Source organism: Kitasatospora sp. NPDC048296 (assembly GCF_043201815.1).
In the GTDB taxonomy this organism is placed as follows: domain Bacteria; phylum Actinomycetota; class Actinomycetes; order Streptomycetales; family Streptomycetaceae; genus Kitasatospora.
Map to the genome: position 1 here is coordinate 1 of NZ_JBICZB010000104.1, position 21,290 is coordinate 21,290.

Annotated in this window: 18 protein-coding genes; 7 read left to right on the forward strand and 11 right to left on the reverse strand. The window is 71.9% G+C overall.

Going from position 1 to position 21,290, the window contains the following annotated elements; genetic code table 11:
* Positions 1 to 96: 96 nt before the first annotated feature.
* The 3 genes from ACGF12_RS35355 to ACGF12_RS35365 form a co-directional block, all read right to left on the reverse strand.
* Positions 97 to 1,011, reverse strand: coding sequence for a hypothetical protein (locus ACGF12_RS35355; RefSeq protein ID WP_393039630.1), 915 nt, complete (start codon positions 1,009 to 1,011; stop codon positions 97 to 99).
* A gap of 49 nt (positions 1,012 to 1,060) precedes the next feature.
* The gene (locus ACGF12_RS35360) at positions 1,061 to 1,471 is read right to left on the reverse strand and encodes a hypothetical protein (protein ID WP_393039633.1); all 411 of its coding nucleotides are present in this window, start codon (positions 1,469 to 1,471) and stop codon (positions 1,061 to 1,063) included.
* A 182-nt stretch (positions 1,472 to 1,653) separates the two neighbouring features.
* Positions 1,654 to 2,349, reverse strand: a complete 696-nt coding sequence (locus tag ACGF12_RS35365; protein WP_393039636.1) for a FadR/GntR family transcriptional regulator — start codon at positions 2,347 to 2,349, stop codon at positions 1,654 to 1,656.
* A 254-nt stretch (positions 2,350 to 2,603) separates the two neighbouring features.
* Here ACGF12_RS35365 and ACGF12_RS35370 point away from each other — a divergent pair, with 254 nt between their 5' ends.
* Positions 2,604 to 3,158 carry a gluconokinase gene (locus ACGF12_RS35370; protein WP_393039639.1) on the forward strand — a complete coding sequence of 185 codons (555 nt, stop codon included), beginning with the start codon at positions 2,604 to 2,606 and terminating at the stop codon, positions 3,156 to 3,158.
* Positions 3,155 to 4,552, forward strand: coding sequence for a gluconate:H+ symporter (locus ACGF12_RS35375; protein WP_393039642.1), 1,398 nt, complete (start codon positions 3,155 to 3,157; stop codon positions 4,550 to 4,552). Before ACGF12_RS35370 ends, ACGF12_RS35375 begins: the two co-directional genes overlap by 4 nt.
* 64 nt (positions 4,553 to 4,616) lie before the next feature.
* On the opposite strand, the gene ACGF12_RS35380 is transcribed toward ACGF12_RS35375, so the two are convergent.
* Complete coding sequence (locus ACGF12_RS35380; RefSeq protein WP_393039645.1) at positions 4,617 to 5,240, reverse strand: TetR/AcrR family transcriptional regulator; 624 nt, start codon at positions 5,238 to 5,240, stop codon at positions 4,617 to 4,619.
* A gap of 76 nt (positions 5,241 to 5,316) precedes the next feature.
* On the opposite strand from ACGF12_RS35380, the gene ACGF12_RS35385 reads away from it, so the two are divergent.
* Positions 5,317 to 6,546: an amidohydrolase family protein gene (locus tag ACGF12_RS35385; RefSeq protein ID WP_393039648.1), complete on the forward strand. Its 1,230-nt coding sequence runs from the start codon at positions 5,317 to 5,319 to the stop codon at positions 6,544 to 6,546.
* A 164-nt stretch (positions 6,547 to 6,710) separates the two neighbouring features.
* Here ACGF12_RS35385 and ACGF12_RS35390 read toward each other — a convergent pair whose 3' ends face one another.
* The 4 genes from ACGF12_RS35390 to ACGF12_RS35405 form a co-directional block, all read right to left on the reverse strand.
* Complete coding sequence (locus ACGF12_RS35390) at positions 6,711 to 8,306, reverse strand: FAD-dependent oxidoreductase (protein ID WP_393039651.1); 1,596 nt, start codon at positions 8,304 to 8,306, stop codon at positions 6,711 to 6,713.
* Between the two features lie 174 nt (positions 8,307 to 8,480).
* A complete protein-coding gene (gene glpK / locus ACGF12_RS35395; RefSeq protein ID WP_393039654.1) occupies positions 8,481 to 10,001 on the reverse strand; it encodes a glycerol kinase GlpK in 1,521 nt (506 codons plus the stop codon).
* Between the two features lie 121 nt (positions 10,002 to 10,122).
* Complete coding sequence (locus ACGF12_RS35400) at positions 10,123 to 10,851, reverse strand: MIP/aquaporin family protein (protein WP_393039657.1); 729 nt, start codon at positions 10,849 to 10,851, stop codon at positions 10,123 to 10,125.
* Between the two features lie 283 nt (positions 10,852 to 11,134).
* Positions 11,135 to 11,899 carry an IclR family transcriptional regulator gene (locus ACGF12_RS35405; protein ID WP_387627549.1) on the reverse strand — a complete coding sequence of 255 codons (765 nt, stop codon included), beginning with the start codon at positions 11,897 to 11,899 and terminating at the stop codon, positions 11,135 to 11,137.
* Positions 11,900 to 12,229: 330 nt separating this feature from the next.
* Here ACGF12_RS35405 and ACGF12_RS35410 point away from each other — a divergent pair, with 330 nt between their 5' ends.
* Positions 12,230 to 13,555 carry an IS4 family transposase gene (locus tag ACGF12_RS35410; protein ID WP_393039679.1) on the forward strand — a complete coding sequence of 442 codons (1,326 nt, stop codon included), beginning with the start codon at positions 12,230 to 12,232 and terminating at the stop codon, positions 13,553 to 13,555.
* Positions 13,556 to 13,591: 36 nt separating this feature from the next.
* Here ACGF12_RS35410 and mmuM read toward each other — a convergent pair whose 3' ends face one another.
* Complete coding sequence (gene mmuM, locus ACGF12_RS35415) at positions 13,592 to 14,536, reverse strand: homocysteine S-methyltransferase (RefSeq protein ID WP_393039661.1); 945 nt, start codon at positions 14,534 to 14,536, stop codon at positions 13,592 to 13,594.
* Positions 14,537 to 14,698: 162 nt separating this feature from the next.
* On the opposite strand from mmuM, the gene ACGF12_RS35420 reads away from it, so the two are divergent.
* From ACGF12_RS35420 to ACGF12_RS35430, 3 genes are all read left to right on the forward strand, one after another.
* Positions 14,699 to 15,631, forward strand: a complete 933-nt coding sequence (locus ACGF12_RS35420; protein WP_393039664.1) for an NUDIX domain-containing protein — start codon at positions 14,699 to 14,701, stop codon at positions 15,629 to 15,631.
* A 49-nt stretch (positions 15,632 to 15,680) separates the two neighbouring features.
* On the forward strand, positions 15,681 to 16,229 hold the full coding sequence (locus ACGF12_RS35425; protein ID WP_393039667.1) for an NUDIX domain-containing protein: 549 nt from the start codon (positions 15,681 to 15,683) through the stop codon (positions 16,227 to 16,229).
* A gap of 129 nt (positions 16,230 to 16,358) precedes the next feature.
* Positions 16,359 to 18,422, forward strand: a complete 2,064-nt coding sequence (locus tag ACGF12_RS35430; protein WP_393039670.1) for an acetoacetate--CoA ligase — start codon at positions 16,359 to 16,361, stop codon at positions 18,420 to 18,422.
* Between the two features lie 100 nt (positions 18,423 to 18,522).
* On the opposite strand, the gene ptsP is transcribed toward ACGF12_RS35430, so the two are convergent.
* Entirely contained in the window at positions 18,523 to 20,193 is a 1,671-nt protein-coding gene (gene ptsP, locus ACGF12_RS35435; RefSeq protein WP_393039673.1) for a phosphoenolpyruvate--protein phosphotransferase, read from the reverse strand.
* Positions 20,194 to 20,296: 103 nt separating this feature from the next.
* Entirely contained in the window at positions 20,297 to 20,746 is a 450-nt protein-coding gene (locus ACGF12_RS35440; protein WP_393039676.1) for a PTS glucose transporter subunit IIA, read from the reverse strand.
* Between the last annotated feature and the right edge of the window lie 544 nt (positions 20,747 to 21,290).

Sequence of the window (21,290 nt, forward strand, 5' to 3'; positions counted from 1 at the left end):
ACAGTGATCTTGGCCGACACGGTTCTAGCAGGAGCTCCGTCCCATTTCAGGCGACTTGACGCAACCGCCCAAGGCTCTATCTACACGGCGTTGGGACTAGCTGTCCTTCAACCGGCGCAGGATCGCCATGAGTTCGGCGGGCGGCGCGATGGAGAAGGAGCGCTGGGCCTCGTCGATCCGCGTCAGGTTGGTCACCGTGCCCTGGTGCCACCAGTAGAGCCGGGGTGAGAGCGGCCCCGGGTTCTCCGAGTGGACGCGCAGTGCGATCGAGGCCAAGTCGTTGACGGCGCCCGCCACTTGCGGTTCGGCCAACGGATGGAAGAACAGGTAGTCCCGGCTGGGCGCGGTGAACAGGGCTCCGTGCTGTGGGAGTTCGTGTCCGGTCACCGCGCGGGCCAGTTCGTCAAGCACCAGCGCCTTGCTGGCCGTGAACATCGAGTCGCCGGTCACCGCGTACAGGGTCGAGCCCTCGGTCGGGCCCTCCAGGACGTCGAACTCCACCGGGTCGGCGATCAGGTTGGCCCGCCCGGCGGCCCGCAGCCGCTCCAGGCCGACCTCGGCGACGAAGCGGTCGTCCAGTGTCCGTACGGTGTCGGGCAGGTCGAGGCAGAGCGCCTCCATCAGGCCGGTCGCGACCGGCCTGAGGTAGCTGAAGGAGGGTGCCATCTCGGCCGGGATCGCGTCGTCGGCGATCAGCCGGAGGTAGGCGCAGCGGAGGACGTCGTCCTGGCCCTGCGGGGTGGACTCGCCGGCGCCGGCCAGGGCGCGGAAGTGGCGCTCCACCAGCTGGGGCCACTCGCCCGGCTCGGCGCGGCGGCAGAACTCGGCGAGGTTGTACAGGTTGCTGGTGGCCTCGGCCCGCTGGACGAACCGGCCGGTGACGGTCGCCCGCACACCGACGCCCGCGTGGTACTGCCGGACCAGCTCGCGCAGGTGGTCGGCCTGGTCGGTCGTCAGGGCGGTGAGGTCGGGGTCGTACTGGGGTGCTGCCTTGGAACGGAAGAACTTCATGCGCCCGACTCTAGGGGAGCGCCCTGACGCCGGGTCGGGTGCCGCCCGGCTACGTGGTCGGCACCCGGCGCTGGTACGGCTGTTGTGGCGGGTGCGGGTGCGGGTGCGGGTGCTGGGGCGGGTACGGCTGCTGCGGCGCGCCGCTCGGGCGGGGGAGCGGCCTGGCGGCCAGCGGATCGGGGGCCACCCGGCTGCCCGCCATCGGGTACGCGGAGTTCGGACCGCGCATCCGTTGGGTGGCGACCTGGCGGGAGATCAGGATCTCCAGCAGGCACCACATCGTGCCGAACACCCCGAGCCCCATCGCCATCAGCGCGGGCGTCATCAGCCAACTGCCCGCGTACGAGGACAAGGTCGCGACCACCACGCCCACCAGGGTGAAGGCCAGGCAGAGCACCGCCCGGACTGCGGCGGCGCGCACCTCGTCGGGCAGGCGGCGACGGCGGCGTGGCACGGACATCGGGCGACCCCCAGGCGCGAATTCGATGGCGGACACGGAACGGGCGCACACAAAACGCGCCCCCTTGCCTCACTCTGCCCCACCGAACCAGGACTATGCGTCCGAATCCACCGAACTGCCGCCAAATCGTGCCATCCGGGCATGCGGCAGCGTCCCGTCGGCGCACGCGCCGGGCAAGGCGCTCAGCCCAACTGCTGGTTGAGCTCCTCCAGAGCGCCCGTCACGATCGTCCGCATCGCCGCCTCGGCGTGGGCGGCGTCCCCCGCGCAGATCGCCTCCGCGACCTCGCGGTGCAACCGGATCGCGTACGGCTCCGGCTGATTGGGCATCAGATGGTACTCGGTCCGCCCGGTGAGCACCGCCCCCACGGTGTCCCCGAGGTGGGCGAACATCTCGTTGCCGGAGGCGCGCAGGACCAGGGAGTGGAAGGCGATGTCGTGCCCGAGGAAGGTGGTCAGGTCGGCGGCCCGCGCGGTGACTGTCAACTCCACGGCCAGCGCGCTGAGTTCGCGCCGGTCGTCGTCGGTGGCGTGGACGGCGGCGAGCGCGGCCGCGGCGGGCTCGACGGCCACCCGCAGTGAGCCGAGCGAGCGCAGCTGGGCCGAGCGGTCCGAGCCGGCCAGCCGCCAGCGGATCACCATCGGGTCGAACACGTCCCAGAGCGACTTGGGCTGCACGGTGATCCCGACCCGTCGCCGGGAGGCCACCAGGCGCATCCCCTCCAGGACCCGCACCGCTTCCCGGATCACCGTCCGGGACACCCCGAACCGCTCCTCCAGCCCCTCCCCGCGCAGCACCGCGCCCTCGGGAATCTCCCCCGACGCGATCGCCGGCCCGAGTTCGTCAAGCACTCGACCGGGCAGCCCCTGGATCTCCATCCGCCCAGCCTAGACGCCCACCGCCCCGAGCCCCACGTCACCCTCCGGTGCGCGCGTGACTCGCCTCACCCACCCGTCGAGCCCCCGCCCCCACCTCGGCCCCCACCCGGCCCCGCCCCCGGCACTGCGGGCACCCCCCGCTTCCCGGGCCCCACCCCCCAGGGAAGTAAAAGTATGACGATTTGGTTTCTGGCACTTGAATACGTCATATCTTTGAAGCGATAGTGGCGGCCTGCAACGAAGGAGCACCACCCATGGCTCTCAGCGTCGAGAACCACGACCACCCGGTCGCACCCCTCACCGTCGTGGTGATGGGCGTCTCCGGCGTCGGCAAGACGACCCTGGCCCGCCTCCTGGCCGACCGCCTCGATCGCCCCTTCGCCGAGGCGGACGACTTCCACCCGCCGGCGAACATCGCCAAGATGTCCGCGGGCATCCCGCTGGACGACCAGGACCGCGAGCCCTGGCTGCGCGCCATCGGCGCCTGGCTCAAGGAGCGCACCGAGGCCGGCACCGGCGGCGTGGTCACCTGCTCGGCGCTGAAGCACGGCTACCGCGACATCCTGCGCGTGGACGCCCCGGATGCCTTCTTCCTGCACCTCAGCGGCGGCCACGAGCTGGTCGAGGACCGGCTCTCCCACCGCACCGGCCACTTCATGCCGGCGTCGCTGCTCGGCTCCCAGTACGCCGTCCTGGAACCCCTGGACGCGGACGAGCGCGGCGCTGTCCTGGACGTGGGCCCGTCCCCCGAAGAACTCGTCGAGAAGGCCGTGGTACTGCTGCGGCCCGTCAATGGAGACCTCGCGTGAGAAATGCCCCCACCCTGCTCCTGGCGGCCGCCCCACCGGCCCTGCCGCACACCGGCAGCAACTCCCAGCTGCTGATCGCGGTGCTGGTCAGCATCGGCGTGATCGTGCTGGCGATCACCAAGCTGAAGCTGCACCCCTTCCTCGCCCTGACGATCGGCTCCGGCTTGCTGGCCACCATCGCGGGTGCGCCCTTCGACAAGCTGCTGAGCAGCTTCTCGACGGGCTTCGGCTCCACCGTGGCCAGTGTCGGTCTGCTGATCGGCCTGGGCGCGATGCTCGGCAAGCTGCTCGCGGACTCGGGCGGCGCCAACATCATCGCGGACACCGCGCTGTCCCGGACCGGCAACAAGGCGCTGCCCTGGGCGATGGCGCTGATCGCCGCCGTGCTCGGCCTGCCGCTGTTCTTCGAGGTCGGCGTCGTCCTGCTGATCCCGATCGTGCTGCTGGTCGCCCGCCGCGGCAACGTGCCGCTGATGCGGGTCGGCATTCCGGCCCTGGCCGGTCTGTCGGTGCTGCACGGCCTCGTTCCCCCGCACCCGGGCCCGCTGGTGGCCATCGACGCGCTGAAGGCCGACCTCGGCGTCACCCTGGCGCTCGGTCTGCTGATCGCGATCCCGACCCTGATCATCGCCGGTCCGCTGTTCGCCCGGGTGGCGGAGCGCTGGGTGGGCCCGCTGGAGATCCCGACCGCCATCGCGCCCGAGGAGACGGTCAAGCGCGAGCGCACCCCGTCCTTCGGTGCGGTGCTGGCGACCATCCTGCTGCCGGTCGTGCTGATGCTCGGCAAGGCCCTGGCCGACGTGGTGATCGACGACCCGAAGACGATGGGCCAGCGGGTGTTCGACTTCATCGGCTCCCCGCTGATCGCGCTGCTCGCCGCGACCCTGCTCGCCATGCTCACCCTCGGCAAGGCGGCCGGCTTCGACAAGGCCCGGATCTCCGACACCGTCGGCAAGTCGCTCGGCCCGATCGCGGGCATCGTGTTCATCGTCGGCGCGGGCGGCGGCTTCAAGCAGACCCTGATCGACGTGGGCGTCGGCGACATGGTCAGCCACTGGTCGAGCCAGTGGCACATCTCGGCGCTGCTGCTCGGCTGGCTGATCGCGGTGCTGATCCGCCTGGCCACCGGCTCGGCGACGGTCGCCACCATCACCGCGGCCGGCATCGTCTCCCCGCTCGCCGCCAACATGTCCTCGACCCACTCGGCCCTGCTGGTGCTCGCGGTCGGCGCCGGTTCGCTGTTCCTCTCGCACGTCAACGACGCCGGCTTCTGGCTGGTGAAGGAGTACTTCGGGATGAGCGTCGGGCAGACGCTGAAGTCCTGGTCGGTGATGGAGACGGTGATCTCGGTGGTCGCGATAGCCCTCATCCTGCCGCTGAGCCTGATCATCTAGCCCGCGAGGCGCGCACGAAGGGGCGGCACCCGTACCGTACGGGTGCCGCCCCTTCGGCGTTCCGTCAGCGCCCCAGCAGCCCCGACAGCACCGCCGCCGTCGCCTCCAGCAGTTCGTCCGCGACCGCCCCGCCCGCCGCCGTACGGGCCAGCAGGCCCTCGCGCGCCGCCAGGATCACCGCCGCCGCCTGCCGGGCACTCGCCCCCGGGGGCACCAGCTCGGGCAGCGCCCGCTCCAGGACGTCCGCCGCCGCCCGCACGAGCGTCCGGTCGTGTGCGGCGACCTGCTCGGCCAGCGCCCCGGACCGGGCCGCGACCAGCCGGAACTCCAGGAACAGCAGGATCCACCCGGTCTCCGCGGGCTCGACCCGCAGCAGCGCCTCGACCAGCAGCCGGGCCCGCTCCTGCGGCGCCAGTGCCTCGCAGGCGGCGGCCAGTTTCTCCAGCTCGGCCATCCGTGCGGCCGCCTGGTCGTCGAAGAGCGCCAGCAGCAGGTCCTCCTTGCCGGCGAAGTTCGAGTAGAAGGCCCCGCGGGTGTAGCCGGCCGCGGCGCAGACGTCCTCGATGCTGGTGCGCCCGAAGCCGACGGTGAGGAAGAGCTCGCTCGCCGCGGTGAGCAGCCGGGCCCGGGTGTGGACGCGGCGGCGGGGCGGTCGGGGAGCGGCGGTTTCGGCCGGGGGTGGGTTCACGGGAGAACGATACATGGTGTATTCAGTACGAGTCGTATTCAATACGGCCCGTACTGAACTGGAGGGGACGACCGCCATGACCCGACCAACCCGGCTGCTGATCACCGACGCCCACCTGCTCCACCCCGAGGACGGCACCCGGACCGACCGGGGCTGGATCGAGGCCGCCGACGGCCGGATCGCCGCCACCGGCACCGGCCGCCCGCCCGCCGCCGCCGAGGGCGTCCGGGTCCTGGACGCGGCGGGCGCCACCGTCCTGCCCGGCCTGATCGACGCCCACGTCCACCTGCTGGTCACGACCCTCGACCTCGCCGCGGTGGCGAACTGGACCCCCGGCTACCTCACCGTCCGGGCCCTCGCCGAGGCCGAGCGGATGCTGCGCCGCGGTTTCACCACCGTCCGCGACGTGGGCGGTGCCGACCACGGCACGGCCCGGGCCCTGGACGAGGGCTTCGCGCTCGGTCCGCGGCTGATCTTCGGCGGCAAGGCGCTCTCCCAGACCGGCGGCCACGGTGACCTGCGCCCGCTCGGGGACGACTCGGTGCCCTGCTGCGAGTCCCGCCCCGACTTCGGCCGGATCGCGGATGGTGTGGACGCCGTCCGCGCCGCCGCCCGGGACGAGTTCCGCAAGGGTGCCGCCCATCTGAAGGTCCTGCTCTCCGGTGGCGTCGCCTCCCCGCACGACGAGATCGCCGCCGTCCAGTACAGCGAGGAGGAGATCCGGGCGGCCGTCGAGGAGGCGGAGAACCACAACCGCTACGTCACCGTGCACGCCTACCATCCGCGTGCGATCGACCGCGCGCTGCGGGCCGGGGTGCGCTGCGTCGAGCACGGCAACCTGCTGGACGACGCCAACATCGGGCTGCTGCTGGAGAAGGACGCGTTCCTGGTGCCCACGCTGGTCGCGTACGCGCGGACGGCCGGGCTCGGAGCCGGCTCCGGCCTGCCGCCGGCCTCCCTCGGCAAGCTGGCCGAGGTCCGCGACCAGGGCCTGGCCGCCCTGGAGCGCGCCCACCGTGCGGGCGTCAACCTGGTGTACGGCAGCGACCTGCTCGGTCCGCTGCACCCGGCGCAGCTGGAGGAGTTCACGCTCCGCGCAGAGGTCCAGCCGCCCGCCGACGTACTCCGCTCGGCCACCACGACGGCGGCCCGGCTGCTCGGCATGGCGGGGGAGATCGGCACCCTGGCCCCGGGTGCCCACGCCGACCTCCTCGTCGTCGACGGCGACCCCCTGGACGACCTCACCGTCCTCACCCGCCCCGACCGCCACCTGAAGCACGTCATCAAGGCGGGCGCCGTCGTATGACGACGACGGGCGGGCGCTCGGAACCCCGAACGCCCGCCCGTCACGAGCGAGTTGCTTGCCAGACCTTGCGCTTACCTACCCGCGCGCTCCGCCAGGCCGTGCTTAGTTGGCTCCACGCTTCGCGAGGCTGTGCTTACTTGGTTCCACGCTTCGCGAGGCTGTGCCTACTTGGTTCCACGCTTCGCGAGGAAGGCCTCGACCTCGGCCCGGATCTCCGGCGTGTCCAGCCCGCGGACCGTCATGGTGGTACGGCGACGCAGCACGTCGTCCGCCGTGTACGCCCACTCGCTGTCGGCCGCGTACGCGACCTGCGCCCAGACGTCCGGCCCGTCCTCGTGGATCGGCCGGCCGAGCTCCGGGTTCTCGTCGATCATGCGGGCGATCTCGAAGGAGAGGGTGCCGTAGTGGCTGGCCAGGTGCTTGGCCACCAGCGGCTCCATCCGCGAGCCCGGCTCACGGTCGATCAGCAGGCGGTGGGCCACCGCGTTCGGCGCGCCGACGCCCGGCAGCGGCACGGTCGGGGCGATCGGGGACATGTCCTCGGCGAGGCTGGTGCCGGGCACGTGGGCCAGCTTCTCCAGCACGGTGCGGCCGATGTGACGGTAGGTGGTCCACTTGCCGCCGGAGACCGACAGCATGCCGCCGCGGCCCTCGGTGACGACCGTCTCGCGCTTGGCGGCTGCGGTGTCGCCCGGGCCGCCCGGCAGCACGCGCAGGCCGGCGAAGGCGTAGGTGATCAGGTCGCGGTCGAGGTGCTCGTCGCGGATCGCGTGCGCGGCCTCGCCCATGATCTGGTCGATGTCCGCGTCGGTGGCCCGGACGTCCTTCGGGTCGCCGGTGTACTCCTCGTCGGTGGTGCCGAGCAGGACGTGGTCCTCCCACGGGATGGCGAAGGAGACGCGGTACTTGTCGATCGGGATGGTCAGCGCGGCGCGCCACGGGGAACGGCGCTTGACCACGACGTGCGCGCCCTTGGAGAGGCGGATCGACGGCGCGGCGCCGGCGTCCTCCATCGTGCGCAGGTGGTCCACCCACGGGCCGGTGGCGTTGAGCACCAGGCGGGCGTTGATGCCGAACTCGTCGCCGTCCAGGCGGTCGCGCACCTCGGCGCCGGTGACCCGGCCGGCGGTGAAGCGCAGCCCGGTGACCTCGGCGTGGTTGAGCACCACGGCGCCGGCGTCGACCGCGGCGCGCACGGTCATCACCGCGACGCGCGAGTCGTTCATCTGGTGGTCGCCGTAGACGGCCACCGAGCGCAGGCCCTCGGTGCGCAGCGCGGGCACCTGCTGGGCGGCGTGCGCGGCGGTGGAGACCCGGCCCATGCCGTCGCGGAAGGCGGACAGCGCCGAGTACAGGAACACGCCGGCGCCGAGCTTGGCCGCGCTGTGCGGGCCGCCCTTGTAGACCGGCACGAAGAAGGTCAGCGGGTTGACCAGGTGCGGGGCCACGTCGGTGGAGAGCGCGCGGCGCTCCTTGTGGTTCTCCGCCACCAGCTTGACCGCGCCGGTCTGCAGGTAGCGCAGACCGCCGTGGACGAGCTTGGACGAGGCGCTGGACGTGGCGCCGGCGAAGTCGCCGGCGTCGACCATGGCGACCTTCAGGCCGGCCTGGGACGCGGTCCAGGCGACGGCCGTGCCGAGGATGCCGCCCCCGATCACCAGCAGGTCGTAGGTGGCCTTGCCGAGCAGCTCGCGGGTCTCGGCGCGGGAGGCGGTGCGGCCGGCGGTGCGCTCGGCGCCCAGGGTCGGGATGGTTGCCATGGTGGTTGTGTACGGCGCGCTGGTCGGGCGGCGCCGTTACTCCTCTCGTGTGCGGTGCGGCCCCTACGGGAGAGGCCGGTCGGCCCGGTGCGGCGGGCCGGTTAAACGCGGTGACACCCGTTGCCTGAACAGCGGGCGGCCGGTCGGGGCACGGGGCCCCGACCGGCTGGTCGGTCAGTTGTTCTCGTCCTCCTCCACCCAGCCCATGGTGCGCTCCACGGCCTTGAGCCACTTCTTGTACTCGCGCTCCCGGGTGGCCTCGTCCATGCGCGGGGTCCACTCGGCGGCGCGGTGCCAGTTGGCCCGCAGGGTGTCGAGGTCGTTCCAGAAGCCGACGGCGAGACCGGCCGCGTAGGCGGCGCCGAGGGCGGTGGTCTCGGCCACGTACGGGCGCTCGACCGGGGCGTCCAGGACGTCGGCGATGTTCTGCATGAGCAGGTTGTTGCTGGTCATGCCGCCGTCGACCTTGAGGGCGGTGAGCTCGACCCCGGAGTCCTTCTGCATGGCGTCGACGACCTCGCGGGTCTGCCAGGCGGTGGCCTCCAGGACGGCCCGGGCCAGGTGGCCCTTGGTGACGTACCGGGTCAGACCGGCGATCACACCGCGGGCGTCGGAGCGCCAGTACGGGGCGAACAGGCCGGAGAAGGCCGGGACGAAGTAGGCGCCGCCGTTGTCCTCGACCGTGTTGGCGAGGGTCTCGATCTCGGCGGCGGTGGAGATGATGCCGAGCTGGTCGCGCAGCCACTGGACGAGCGAGCCGGTGACGGCGATCGAACCCTCCAGCGCGTACACCGGGGCCTGGTCGCCGATCCGGTAGCCGACCGTGGTCAGCAGGCCGTGGTACGAGTTGACGATCTTCTCGCCGGTGTTCAGCAGCAGGAAGGTGCCGGTGCCGTAGGTCGACTTGGCCTCGCCCTCGTCGAAGCAGGTCTGGCCGAACAGCGCGGCCTGCTGGTCACCCAGCGCGGAGGCGACCGGGACGCCGGCCAGGTCGCCGACGGCCTCGCCGTACACCTCGGCGGAGGAGCGGATCTCCGGCAGGACGGCCATCGGCACGCCCATCGACTCGGCGATGCTCTCGTCCCAGGCCAGCGTCTTCAGGTTCATCAGCATGGTGCGGCTGGCGTTGGTCACGTCGGTGACGTGCTTGCCGCCGTTGACACCGCCGGTGAGGTTCCAGATCACCCAGGTGTCCATGGTGCCGAACAGGATGTCGCCGGCCTCGGCGCGCTCGCGCAGGCCCTCGACGTTGTCCAGCAGCCAGCGGATCTTCGGGCCGGCGAAGTAGCTGGCCAGCGGGAGGCCGGTCTCGCGGCGGAAGCGGTCCTGGCCGACGTTGCGGCCCAGCTCGCGGCAGAGCGCCTCGGTGCGGGTGTCCTGCCACACCAGCGCGTTGTGCACCGGCTCGCCGGTGTGCTTGTCCCACAGGACGGTGGTCTCGCGCTGGTTGGTGATGCCGATGGCGCGGATGTCGTCCTTGGTCAGGCCGGCCTTCTCCAGCGCGCCGCGGACGACCGACTGGACCCGGGTCCAGATCTCGGTGGCGTCGTGCTCGACGTAACCGGGCTGGGGGAAGATCTGCCGGTGCTCCTGCTGGTCGACGGCGACGATCCGGCCGTCGGCGCCGAAGATGATGCAGCGGCTGGAGGTGGTGCCCTGGTCGATCGCGGCGATGTAGCTGCCAGTGGAGGTCATGTGGAGGGTCCTCGGCTCAAGTTCGGGGGGATACGGGGTGGGTGGGTCTGACGCGGCCGTTTCGGATGCCCGGTCAGTCCCCGTGTGCGGCGGGTTCGACTCTGCCCTTGGCGGGAGGCCTTTAGAAGAGGGCGTTGTACACGCCGCCGGCCGCCAGGCCGCCAAGGATCGGGCCGACGACCGGGACCCAGGCGTAGGACCAGTCGGAGCTGCCCTTGTTCGGGATCGGCAGGATCGAGTGCATGATGCGCGGGCCGAGGTCACGGGCCGGGTTGATGGCGTAGCCGGTCGGGCCACCGAGGGAGAGGCCGATGCCGACGACGGTCAGGGCCACGATCAGGGTGCCCATGCCCTTGAGGTCGTTGGCGCCGAGGGTGAGGATCGCCATGCAGAGCACGAAGGTGCCGATGATCTCGGTGATCACGTTCTGGAACGGGTTCCGGATCTCGGGACCGGTCGAGAAGATGCCGAGGGTGGGCTCCTCGTTGGCCTGGAACTGGCCGAGGTAGGTGAGCCAGACCAGCGTGGCGCCGATCATCGCGCCGAGCATCTGGGAGCCGATGTAGAGCGGCACCTGGCTCCAGTCGCCACTCTTGACCGCGAGCGCGATGGTGACGGCCGGGTTGAGGTGGGCGCCGGACTTGGGACCGGTCATGTAGGCGGCGATGAGGACCGCGAAGCCCCAGCCGAAGGTGATCGCCAGCCAGCCGGCGTTGAGGGCCTTCGACTTCTTGAGGGTCACGGCGGCGCAGACGCCACCGCCGAGGAGTATCAGGGCGGCAGTGCCGAGGGTTTCGCCGACGAAGACGTCGCCGTTGGAGAACGCGGACACAAAGACTCCCTTGTCCATATGGCCCGGAGGTGCGGGTGGGGGGTGGGCCGGTCGATCGCTGTGCGGGTGAGCGCATTGTGGGAGTGATCTTCCCGGCCGTCGTTCGACAATGTCGACCGTCATGCGGAAGCTTCCTCCCCGGGTCGCCCCCACGTCAAGGCGGGGTTACGCAGCTGTGACCCTTCCCTCGACCTGTTCCCCGAAGTTACCCAGCGGAGCGCCCTGAATCGGGACAAAACGCCAAGGCGCGGACAGGCCTACCGCCCGTCCGCGCCTCAGCGTGACGATTCGACTGCTGTGCTCAGAAGCGCCCGGCGCCCAGATCGCGCGAGATCGCGCGCGCCGCGCTGCGCACCGAGGCGACCAGCGAGGGCTTCACGAAGCCGTCCTCGCAGACCCGTTCCACCGGCCCGTTGACGCACACCGCGCCCACCGGGTTGCGCCGCCGGTCCTGGATCAGCGCGCCGATCGAGGCCACGCCCTCCCAGGTCTCCTCGATCGAGTCCGCCCAGCCGCGCTCGCGGATCAGCGCGCACTCGGCGTCCAGATCGGTCGCCTCGGTCAACGTCCGCAGGGTGTACGGCTCGTACGGCCCGTCGCCCAACTCCCCACGCGCAACCGGGTCGTAGGCCACCAGCACCTTGCCGAGCGCGGTGCTGTGCAGCGGCTGCATCGAACCGACCTCCAGCACCTGCCGGGTGTCGTCGGGCCGGAACACGTGGTGCACGATCAGCACGCCCTGCTGGTGCAGCACCCCCAGGTACACGGTCTCCCCGGCCGCCCTGGCCAGGTCGTCCGCCCACACCAGCGCCCGCGCCCGCAGCTCGTGCACGTCCAGGTAGCTCTGGCCGAGCCGCAGCAGCTCGGCGCCCAGCTGGTACTTGCCGCTGTCCGGGTCCTGCTCGACGAACCCCTCCTGCTGGAGCGTGCGCAGGATGCCGTGCGCGGTGCCCTTGGCGAGGTCCAGCGCCGTCGCGACCTCGGACAGGCCCAGCCGGCGCTCACCGCCCGCCAGCAGGCGCATGATCGCGGCGGCCCGGGATAGCGACTGGATCGGGCCGGGCATGGGTACCTCCGCGCTGACAGGCGGTCGACAATGTCGACCGCAGTGATGACGGGACGAGTCTGCCAGGCCGCCGTCCGTCCGTGCACCTTCCCCCTCGGTAACCCGTACTCGGCCGGGTGTTAACCTCCCTGGCCCTTCGGTCGAGTTCCAGCCCTCCACACCACTCCTTCTAGCCCTCCACTTCTAGCCCCAACGCCGTGTAGATAGAGCCTTGGGCGGTTGCGTCAAGTCGCCTGAAATGGGACGGAGCTCCTGCTAGAACCGTGTCGGCCAAGATCACTGTTCAGTAGGAGCTCCGTGGATGCTCAGTCTGTCATCTCTCGCGAGGTTGTGGTTGCCGCAGGGGCGTTCGCGCCCGGCCATCTCGGCGAGTTGACCCGAATCGTCCCGTTCGAGATGGTCGACGAGGCACTGACGCAGACCGGCAGGATGCAGGCCCGGGTGAGGGATCTGCCGTCCCGGGTGGTGGTGTATCTGCTGCTGGCCGGGTGCCTGTTCCCCGGACTGGGCTGGCGGCAGGTGTGGCAGCGACTGACCGCCGGCCTGGACGGTCTGCCGGTCGCCGACCCGACGGGTGGCGCTTTGGCGCAGGCCCGCAGGCGGGTGGGGGCCGAGCCGCTGCGCTGGCTGTTCGACCTGCTGCGCGGCCCGGCCGCGGGAATCCGCACCACTGGCGTGCGATGGCGGAATCTGCTGGTCTGCGCGATCGACGGCACGACGATCGCGGTGCCCGACAGCCCCGCGAACCTGACCGAATACACCAAACACCGCTGCAACAACGGCGGTTCGGGGTATCCGGCGCTGCGGCTGCTGGTCCTGGTGTCCTGCGGCACCCGCACGGTGCTGGACGCGGTGTTCGGGCCGACCACCGACGGCGAGACCACCTACGCACCACGCCTGCTCCGCAGCCTGCGCGAGGGCATGATCGTGCTGCTGGACCGCAACTTCGCCGCGCAAGCCCTGGTGGCCGCCATCGCCACCACCGGCGCCCACGTCCTGGTCCGGGTGAAGAACGGCCGCCACCTGCCCGTCCTTCACCGCAACCACGACGGCTCCTACCTGTCCAGGCTCGGCACCGTCGCGGTCCGGGCCATCGACTGCGAGATCACCATCACCACGGCCACCGGCCGCCACACCGGCCTCTACCGACTGGTGACCACCCTGACCGACCACCGCACCCATCCCGCCGCCGAACTGATCACCCTGTACCACCAGCGATGGGAGATCGAGACCGCCTACCTGGAGATCAAGTCCACCATCCTGGGTGGCCGTGTCCTGCGCGCCCGCACCCCCGCCGGCCTCGACCAGGAGGTCTACGCGCTGCTGGTCACCTACCAGGTCCTGCGCCTGGCCATGGCCGACGCCACCGACACCCGCCCCCACGTCGACCCCGACCGGGCCAGCTTCACCATCGCCCTGAACACCGCCCGCGACCTGGTCATCCAGGCCGCGGGCATCATCGCGGACACCGTCATCGACCTCGTCGGCACCATCGGCCGACGCGTCCTGGCCGACCTCATGCCCGACCGGCGCATCCGCACCCGACCCCGCATCGTCAAACGCGCGATCTCCAAGTACAACGCCAAAGGCACCGTCGACCGGACCAGCTACAAGGCCACCATCAGCATCAACATCCTGACCACACCAGACCCGTGACCGGAACCCGCAGGCTCTATCTACACGGCGTTGCTTCTAGCCCTCCACACCACTTAGCAGTCTCCGCCGCACCGCCACCTCGGCCGCCAGCGCGGCGATCCCGTCCGGCCCGACCCGGCAGCAGCCGCCGACCAGCCGAGCACCGTCCGCCAGCCAGCCGTTCACCCGGGTCGAGCGGAAGGTCGGCTCCCCGCGCCAGCCCCGGCGGTCGGCGTCCCACTCCTCCCCGCTGTTCGGATAGACCACCACCGGCTTACCGGTCACCTCCGCGGCCAGCGCCACCGCCCGGTCCGCGTCCTGCGGAGTGCAGCAGTTGACGCCCACCGCCACCACCTCGTCCACCTCCGCGGCCAGCGCGAAGGCCTCCGCCAGCGGCTGCCCGGCCCGGGTCCGGTCGCCCGCCACGCTGTACGACAGCCAGGCCGGCACCTCCAGCCCGCGCACCAGCGCCAGCAGCGCCCGCGCCTCCTCCGTGTCCGGCACCGTCTCCAGCGCCAGCACGTCCGGCCGGGCCGCGGCCAGCACCTCCAGCCGCGGCCGGTGGAAGGCCACCAGCTCCGCCGTGCTCAGCCCGTACCACCCCCGGTACTCCGAACCGTCCGCCAGCACCGCCCCGTACGGGCCCACCGAGGCCGCCACCCAGCGCCGCCGCCCGCCCGGCTCGGCCCGCGCCGCCTCCCGGGCCAGCTCCACACTGCTCGCCAGCAGCCGCGCCGCGTCCGTGTGTCCCACCCCGCGCCGGGCGAAGCCCTCGAAGCTCGCCTGGTAGCTCGCCGTGATCGCGATGTCGGCCCCGGCCGCGAAGTACGCCCGGTGTGCCGCCACCACCGCCTCCGGGTCGTCCGCGAGCAGCCGCGCCGACCACAGCTCGTCCGACAGGTCGTGCCCGGCCGCCGCCAACTGGTTCGACATCCCGCCGTCCAGGACCAGGGGACCGGCCGCCAGCGCCGCGGCGAAGTCCGGCGGGGGAGCAATGGGCATCAGGGCCTCCTCGGGAGCGGTCCTTCCTGGTCACAGCCTAGAAGCCGGAGGCACCCGCCGACTGGGAAAACCATTTGCCGCCAGGGAAGGCAGTCGTTACGTTGTGCTCAGACCGAGAACGACGGCACCAGGTGCCCTGGAGAGCGCGGAGAGGAGCCCGCGATGGCAGCCGACGAACCGTCCCCCCGGCCCGGCGCAGGGCCCGAGGCCGAGCAGGAGTGGCTCGCCGCGTACGACCCGCGCGCCTACGCCCCCATCGCCGTCACCGTCGACGTCGTCGCCCTGACGCTGCGGCGGGGCAACCTGCACGTGCTGCTGGTCGAACGCGGCGCGCCGCCCTACCAGGGGTGCTGGGCGCTGCCCGGCGGCTTCCTGCGCGCGGGGGAGGAGGGCCTGGACGAAGCCGCGGCCCGCGAGCTCGCCGAGGAGACGGGCCTGCAGGGCGCCTCCGAGGTCGAGGCCCGCCTCTGCCGCCTGCACCTGGAACAGCTCGGCACCTACGGCGCCCCCGAGCGGGATCCGCGCATGCACGTCGTCTCCGTCGCCTACCTCGCCTTCGCTCCCGACCTGCCCGACCCCCAGGCCGGGACGGACGCCGCGGCCGCCGCCTGGCACCCGGTCGCCGACCTCGACCTGGGCCCGCGGTCCTGCGGTTCCACTTCAGCCACCGGTGTGCCCGTCGACACCCACGGGGGTGGCGTCGACGGGCACACCGGACCCCGCCCGATCACCCTCGCCTTCGACCACGCCCGCATCCTCACCGACGGCCTCGACCGGGTCCGCGCCAAGTTCGAGTACAGCCCGCTCGCCACCGCCTTCCTGCCGTACGACTTCACCATCCCCGACCTGCGCGCCGTCTACGAGGCCGTCTGGGACGAGAAGCTCCACCCCGGCAACTTCCACCGCAAGGTGCTCTCCGTCCCCGGCTTCGTCGAGAGCACCGGCGCCACCACCGAACGCGGCGGTGCCCGCGGCGGCCCCCGCGCCCGCACCTACCACGCCGGCGACGCCCGACTGCTCCACCCCGCCCTGCTCCGCCCCACCCGCGAAGAGCCGCCGAGCGACACCGCCCCGCGCGACGGCCGGGCCCACTGACCACCCCGACCCCGGGGAACGCCGTTGAGAACAGGGCTACGATCCGGCCATGACCACTGACGAAGCGACCCAGACCGTCCACCGGCCCTTCTCCCACTGCCACTTCTGCGGGACCCCCTACCCGCCCGGCACCGACGCCTGGCCCCGCACCTGCCCCGGCTGCGCCGAGATCAGCTACCGCAACCCGCTGCCCGTCGCGGTCGCCGTCCTCCCCGTCACCCGCCCCGACGCCGACCCCGCGCTGGTCGTCATCCGCCGCACCATCGAACCCGGCTACGGCCAACTCGCCTTCCCCGGCGGCTACATGGACTACGGCGAGAGCTGGCAGCAGGCCTGCGTGCGCGAACTGTGCGAGGAGACCGGCATTTCGGCCGACCCGGCCGAGGTCAGGTTGATCCACATGGCCTCCGACCCCAACGGCCGCTTCGTCATGCTCTGCGGGCTCCTCCCCGCCCGCCCGCTCAGCGACCTCCCGCCCTCGCGCCCCACCGACGAGACCGACGGCTGGCTGCTCGCCACCGCCGACACCCCGCTCGTCTGGGACTTCCACAACGGCATCCTCCGCCGCTGGTTCGACGGCGAGTTCACCCAGAGCTAGGCGTTCGGGCCGCCACCGGCCGACCCTGGCGCGGCGGGCGATCACATGGCATGGTCTGCACCGACAGCCCAACCGGACGGGTTGGCCACGAGCTCTCCCGTCCCCACCACCGGCCGGGAGACCACCACAGTGAGCACCCCACCGCAGGACCAGCCGCTCTGGCGCCCGAACCCCGCTCGCGCCGCCGCCACCAGCCTGGTGGCCTTCCAGGCCTGGGCCGCCGAACACCACGGCGCCCCGGCCGCCCCGCTCGCGCCGGCCGACGACGACCAGCAGGCCGCCCAGCGCTACGCCGACCTGCACGCCTGGTCCACCGCCGATCTCGACCGCTTCTGGACCGCCGTCACCCAGTGGTTCGACGTCCGCTTCACCCAGGCCCCCGAGGCGGTCCTTGCCGACCCCCGGATGCCCGACGCCGTCCTCGCCGACGAGACCCGCACCGGCTCGCAGTGGTTCCCCGGCGCCCGCCTCAACTACGCCGAGCACGTCCTGCGCCACGCCGAGGACCCGGCCAACGCCGACCAGCCCGCCATCCTCCACCTCGACGAGACCGACGAGCACCCGGTCCCGACCAGCTGGGCCGAGCTGCGCCGCCAGGTCCTCGCCCTCGCCGCCGCCCTGCGCGCCCAGGGCATCGGCCCGCACTCCCGCGTCGCCGCCTACCTGCCCAACATCCCGCAGGCCGTCGTCGCCCTCCTCGCCACCAACGCCGTCGGCGCCGTCTGGACCTCCTGCGCCCCCGACTTCGGCGCCCGCAGCGTGCTCGACCGCTTCCAGCAGCTCGAACCCGACGTCCTGATCGCCGTCGACGGCTACCACTACGGCGGCAAGGCCCACGACCGCACCGACGTCGTCGCCGAGCTGCGCCGCGAACTGCCCTCGCTGCGCACCGTCGTCCACGTCCCGCTGCTCGGCGGCCCGGCCCCCGAGGGTGCCCTCGACTGGGCCGACCTCGTCTCCGGTCCGGTCCAAGGGCCCGACGGCGAACCGGAGTTCGCGCAGCTCCCGTTCGACCACCCGCTCTGGGTGCTCTACTCCTCCGGCACCACCGGCCTGCCCAAGCCCATCGTGCAGAGCCAGGGCGGCATCCTCGTCGAGCACCTCAAGCAGGTCGGCCTTCACCTCGGCCTCGGCCCCCAGGACCGCTTCTTCTGGTACACCTCGACCGGCTGGATGATGTGGAACTTCCTCGTGGCCGGCCTCCTGGTCGGGTCCACGATCGTCACCTTCGACGGCAGTCCCGGCCACCCCGACACCGGCGCCCTGTGGTCCGTCGCCGCCCGCACCGGCGCCACCGTCCTCGGGACCTCCGCCGCCTACATCGTCGCCAGCCGCAAGGCCGACCTCCACCCCGGCCGCGACCTCGACCTCTCCGCCGTCCGCTGCATCGGCACCACCGGCTCCCCGCTCCCGCCGGACGGCTTCCGCTGGATCTACGACGAGGTCAGTGAGGACGTCTGGCTCGCCTCCGTCAGCGGCGGCACCGACGTCTGCTCCTGCTTCGTCGGCGGCGTCCCCACCCTCCCCGTCTACCTCGGTGAGATCCAGGCCCCGTGCCTCGGCGCCGCCGTCGAGTCCTGGGACGTCCAAGGCCGGCCGCTCACCGACGCCGTCGGCGAACTCGTCGTCACCAAGCCGCTCCCGTCCATGCCCACCGGCTTCTGGAACGACCCCGAGGGAACGCGCTTCCACGACAGCTACTTCGACATGTACCCCGGTGTCTGGCGCCACGGCGACTGGATCACCGTCACCTCCCGCGGCACCGTCGTCATCCACGGCCGCTCCGACTCCACTCTCAACCGCCAGGGCGTCCGGATGGGCTCCTCGGACATCTACGAGGTGGTCGAGCGCCTCCCCGAGATCGCCGAATCCCTGGTCATCGGCCTGGAGGAGCCCAACGGCGGTTACTGGATGCCGCTGTTCGTGGTGCTCGCCCCCAGCGCCGAACTGGACGACGCGCTGATCGGCCGCATCCGCACCTCGCTGCGCACCGAACTCTCCCCGCGCCACGTCCCCGACGAGGTCATCGCCGTCCGCGGCCTCCCGCACACCCTCACCGGCAAGCGCATCGAGGTCCCGGTCAAGCGCATCCTCTCCGGTACCCCGCTGGAGAAGGCCGTCAACCCCGGCTCCGTCGACAACATCGACCACCTGCGCTTCTTCGAGCGGCTCCGGGTCGACCGCCAGGCCTGACCAGCGCTCGCGACCGGCCCGAGGAACGCCGAAGGGGCGCTCCCCACCGCAGTGGTGGGGAGCGCCCCTTCCCGCATCCGTCCTCTTACCCGCTGGGGAGCTACTCGCCGGAGAGCACCTGCTGCACCGCGGTCCGCGCCTCCTCGGCGCTGTCCGCCGCCCGCGCGGCCTCAGCGGCCCGACGGCACTGCGCCAGGGTGTACTTGGCCAGCGTGGTCCGCACGTACGGGATCGAGGCCGCACCCATGGAGAGGCTGGTGACGCCCAGGCCGGTGAGCACCACGGCGAGCAGCGGGTCCGACGCCGCCTCACCGCAGACGCCGCAGCTCTTGCCCGTCGCCTGCGCGGCCGCGGCGGCCGAGGCGATCAGGTCCAGCAGCGCCGGCTGCCACGGGTCCTGCAGCCGGGCCAGCGCACCGACCTGGCGGTCCGCCGCGAAGGCGTACTGCGCGAGGTCGTTGGTGCCCAGCGACAGGAACTCGACCTCCTGCAGGATCGACCGGGCACGCAGCGCGGCCGACGGGATCTCCACCATCGCACCGAACTTGGCGACCAGCCCGGCCTCGCGACAAGCGGCCGCGAAGTCCTTGGCGTCCTTGCGGTCGGCCACCATCGGGGCCATCACCTCAAGGTGCACCGGCAGGCCGTCGGCCGCCTTGGCCAGCGCCTGCAGCTGGGTGCGCAGCACCTCCGGGTGCTCGAGGAGCGTCCGCAGACCGCGCACACCCAGCGCCGGGTTCGGCTCGTCGGCCGGGGTCAGGAAGTCCAGCGGCTTGTCCGCGCCCGCGTCGAGCACCCGGACCACGACCCGGCCCTCCGGGAAGGCCTCCAGCACCTTGCGGTATGCCTCGACCTGCTTCTCCTCGCTGGGAGCCTTCGCCGAGTCGTCCAGGAACAGGAACTCGGTACGGAACAGGCCGACGCCCTCGGCACCGTTCTTCAGCGCCGCCGGCACGTCCGCCGGGCCGCCCACGTTGGCCAGCAGCGGTACCCGGTGCCCGTCCGAGGTCTGCCCCGGACCGGAGGAGGCGGCCAGCGCGGCCTTGCGCTCGGCGGCGATCGCCCGCAGCTCCTCCTGCTTCTCCTGTGACGGGTCGAGCAGCACGTCGCCCGAGCTGCCGTCCACCGCGACGACGGTGCCCTCGGCGAGGTCCGTCGCCCCCGGCAGCGCGACCACGGCCGGCACGCCCATCGCCCGCGCCAGGATGGCGCTGTGGCTGGTCGGCCCGCCCTCCTCGGTGACGAAGCCGAGCACCAGCGTCGGGTCCAGCAGCGCGGTGTCGGCCGGCGCCAGGTCCCGCGCGAACAGCACGTACGGCTCGTCGCTGTCCGGCACACCCGGCATCGGCACACCCAGCAGCCGGGCCACGATGCGGTTGCGCACGTCGTCGAGGTCGGCGACCCGACCGGCCAGGTACTCCCCGGCGGAGGCGAGCAGCGCACGGTAGGCGGCGAAGGCGTCGTACACACCGCGCTCGGCGCTGCTGCCGACGGCGATCCGGCGGGACACGTCGGCCATCAGCTCCGGGTCCTGCGCCATCAGCGCCTGAGCCTCCAGCACGGCCTGCGCCTCGCCGCCCGCCAGGTTGCCGCGGGCGATCAGATCCGCGGCGACCGCCTCGACGGCGGCCTGGGCACGCGCCTGCTCGCGCGGGGCGTCCTCGGTCGGGATCTGGGTGGTCGGGGGCTCCAGGACCGCCGTGCCCATGTGCCGCACCTGGCCGATCGCGACCCCGTGGCTGACACCCACGCCGCGCAGTGTCTTCTGCATGTACCTGATTCTCCGCTGAGAGGAGCGGTCCCGCCGGGAGCCGCTGAAGGCCGGGTCGCCCCGTCAACTCCTGCGGGGCGGGTGTGTGTCGGTGATTGAGAGGTCAGCTCCAGCTGAACAGCTTGTCGCCGGCCTGGGCCTCGCCGGCCTCGCGCACGTCGCCGAGCGAGTCGGGGGAGGCCTCCAGCGCCACGATCGGCGAGACCGGCGACTTGCCCGCAGCCTCGACGGCGGCCGGGTCCCAGCGGATGACGGCCTGGCCGCGCACCACCGTGTCGCCCTTGTTGACGAGCAGCTCGAAGCCCTCGCCGTTCAGCTGCACGGTGTCGATCCCCAGGTGGGTCAGCACACCGTGGCCGTCGGCGTCCACGACGACGAAGGCGTGCGGGTGCATGGAGACGACGACACCGTCCACCGGAGCGACCGCCTCGGTGGGCTCGCGAACCGGGTCGATCGCGGTGCCCGGGCCGACCATCGCACCCGAGAACACCGGGTCCGGCACGCCGGCGAGCCCGACGACCTTGCCGGTCAGCGGCGACGTCACAGTGGTCATGGTGGTGCCTCCCAAGTGCGCAATACATCGAGCGGCCGCGCGATGCGGCACACGATCAACTGAAGCCTAAATCATGTCAACTTCGGACATCTGCTGACATTCACGGGCGAAGACCCGCGCCCCGCCTGCCTGCCGGCCGGCGCCTCATCGACCCGTGACTGGTCTAGTCCTCTTAGCCGATGCGCCGCACTCTACAGGCATCTTGGCGAATCAGGACCATTGCTGTATATGCTCGCGAGAGCAACAAATCATGCCGCCGTCCGGGCGACACCCGGCGCGCCCCGATTCGCGCTCCGACTGGCGACCCGCTATGGTTGGTCGAGTCGCCGCAACACGGCGGTTAACACCAGATTTCAGATGGAGAAAGCCCCGGTAAACGGAGCGGAAAACATCTGCTAAGCTGGAGACACGAAAGAACGAAGCGCCCGGAGGGCCCGCTGGAAGGCGGCCCGAAGGAAGCGTCCGTTCCTTGAGAACTCAACAGCGTGCCAAAAGTCAACGCCAGATATGTTGACATCCCCGGCCTCAGGGTTTCCTGGGGTTG

Bases quoted from the DNA above. Each gene is read 5' to 3' on its own strand.
- ACGF12_RS35385 (WP_393039648.1), top strand. From the start codon at position 5,317: ATGACCCGACCAACCCGGCTGCTGATCACCGACGCCCACCTGCTCCAC.
- ACGF12_RS35360 (WP_393039633.1), bottom strand. From the start codon at position 1,471: ATGTCCGTGCCACGCCGCCGTCGCCGCCTGCCCGACGAGGTGCGCGCC.
- ACGF12_RS35405 (WP_387627549.1), bottom strand. From the start codon at position 11,899: ATGCCCGGCCCGATCCAGTCGCTATCCCGGGCCGCCGCGATCATGCGC.
- ACGF12_RS35425 (WP_393039667.1), top strand. From the start codon at position 15,681: ATGACCACTGACGAAGCGACCCAGACCGTCCACCGGCCCTTCTCCCAC.
- ACGF12_RS35440 (WP_393039676.1), bottom strand. From the start codon at position 20,746: ATGACCACTGTGACGTCGCCGCTGACCGGCAAGGTCGTCGGGCTCGCC.
- ACGF12_RS35400 (WP_393039657.1), bottom strand. From the start codon at position 10,851: ATGGACAAGGGAGTCTTTGTGTCCGCGTTCTCCAACGGCGACGTCTTC.
- ptsP (WP_393039673.1), bottom strand. From the start codon at position 20,193: ATGCAGAAGACACTGCGCGGCGTGGGTGTCAGCCACGGGGTCGCGATC.
- glpK (WP_393039654.1), bottom strand. From the start codon at position 10,001: ATGACCTCCACTGGCAGCTACATCGCCGCGATCGACCAGGGCACCACC.
- ACGF12_RS35370 (WP_393039639.1), top strand. From the start codon at position 2,604: ATGGCTCTCAGCGTCGAGAACCACGACCACCCGGTCGCACCCCTCACC.
- ACGF12_RS35420 (WP_393039664.1), top strand. From the start codon at position 14,699: ATGGCAGCCGACGAACCGTCCCCCCGGCCCGGCGCAGGGCCCGAGGCC.
- ACGF12_RS35390 (WP_393039651.1), bottom strand. From the start codon at position 8,306: ATGGCAACCATCCCGACCCTGGGCGCCGAGCGCACCGCCGGCCGCACC.
- ACGF12_RS35355 (WP_393039630.1), bottom strand. From the start codon at position 1,011: ATGAAGTTCTTCCGTTCCAAGGCAGCACCCCAGTACGACCCCGACCTC.
- mmuM (WP_393039661.1), bottom strand. From the start codon at position 14,536: ATGCCCATTGCTCCCCCGCCGGACTTCGCCGCGGCGCTGGCGGCCGGT.
- ACGF12_RS35365 (WP_393039636.1), bottom strand. From the start codon at position 2,349: ATGGAGATCCAGGGGCTGCCCGGTCGAGTGCTTGACGAACTCGGGCCG.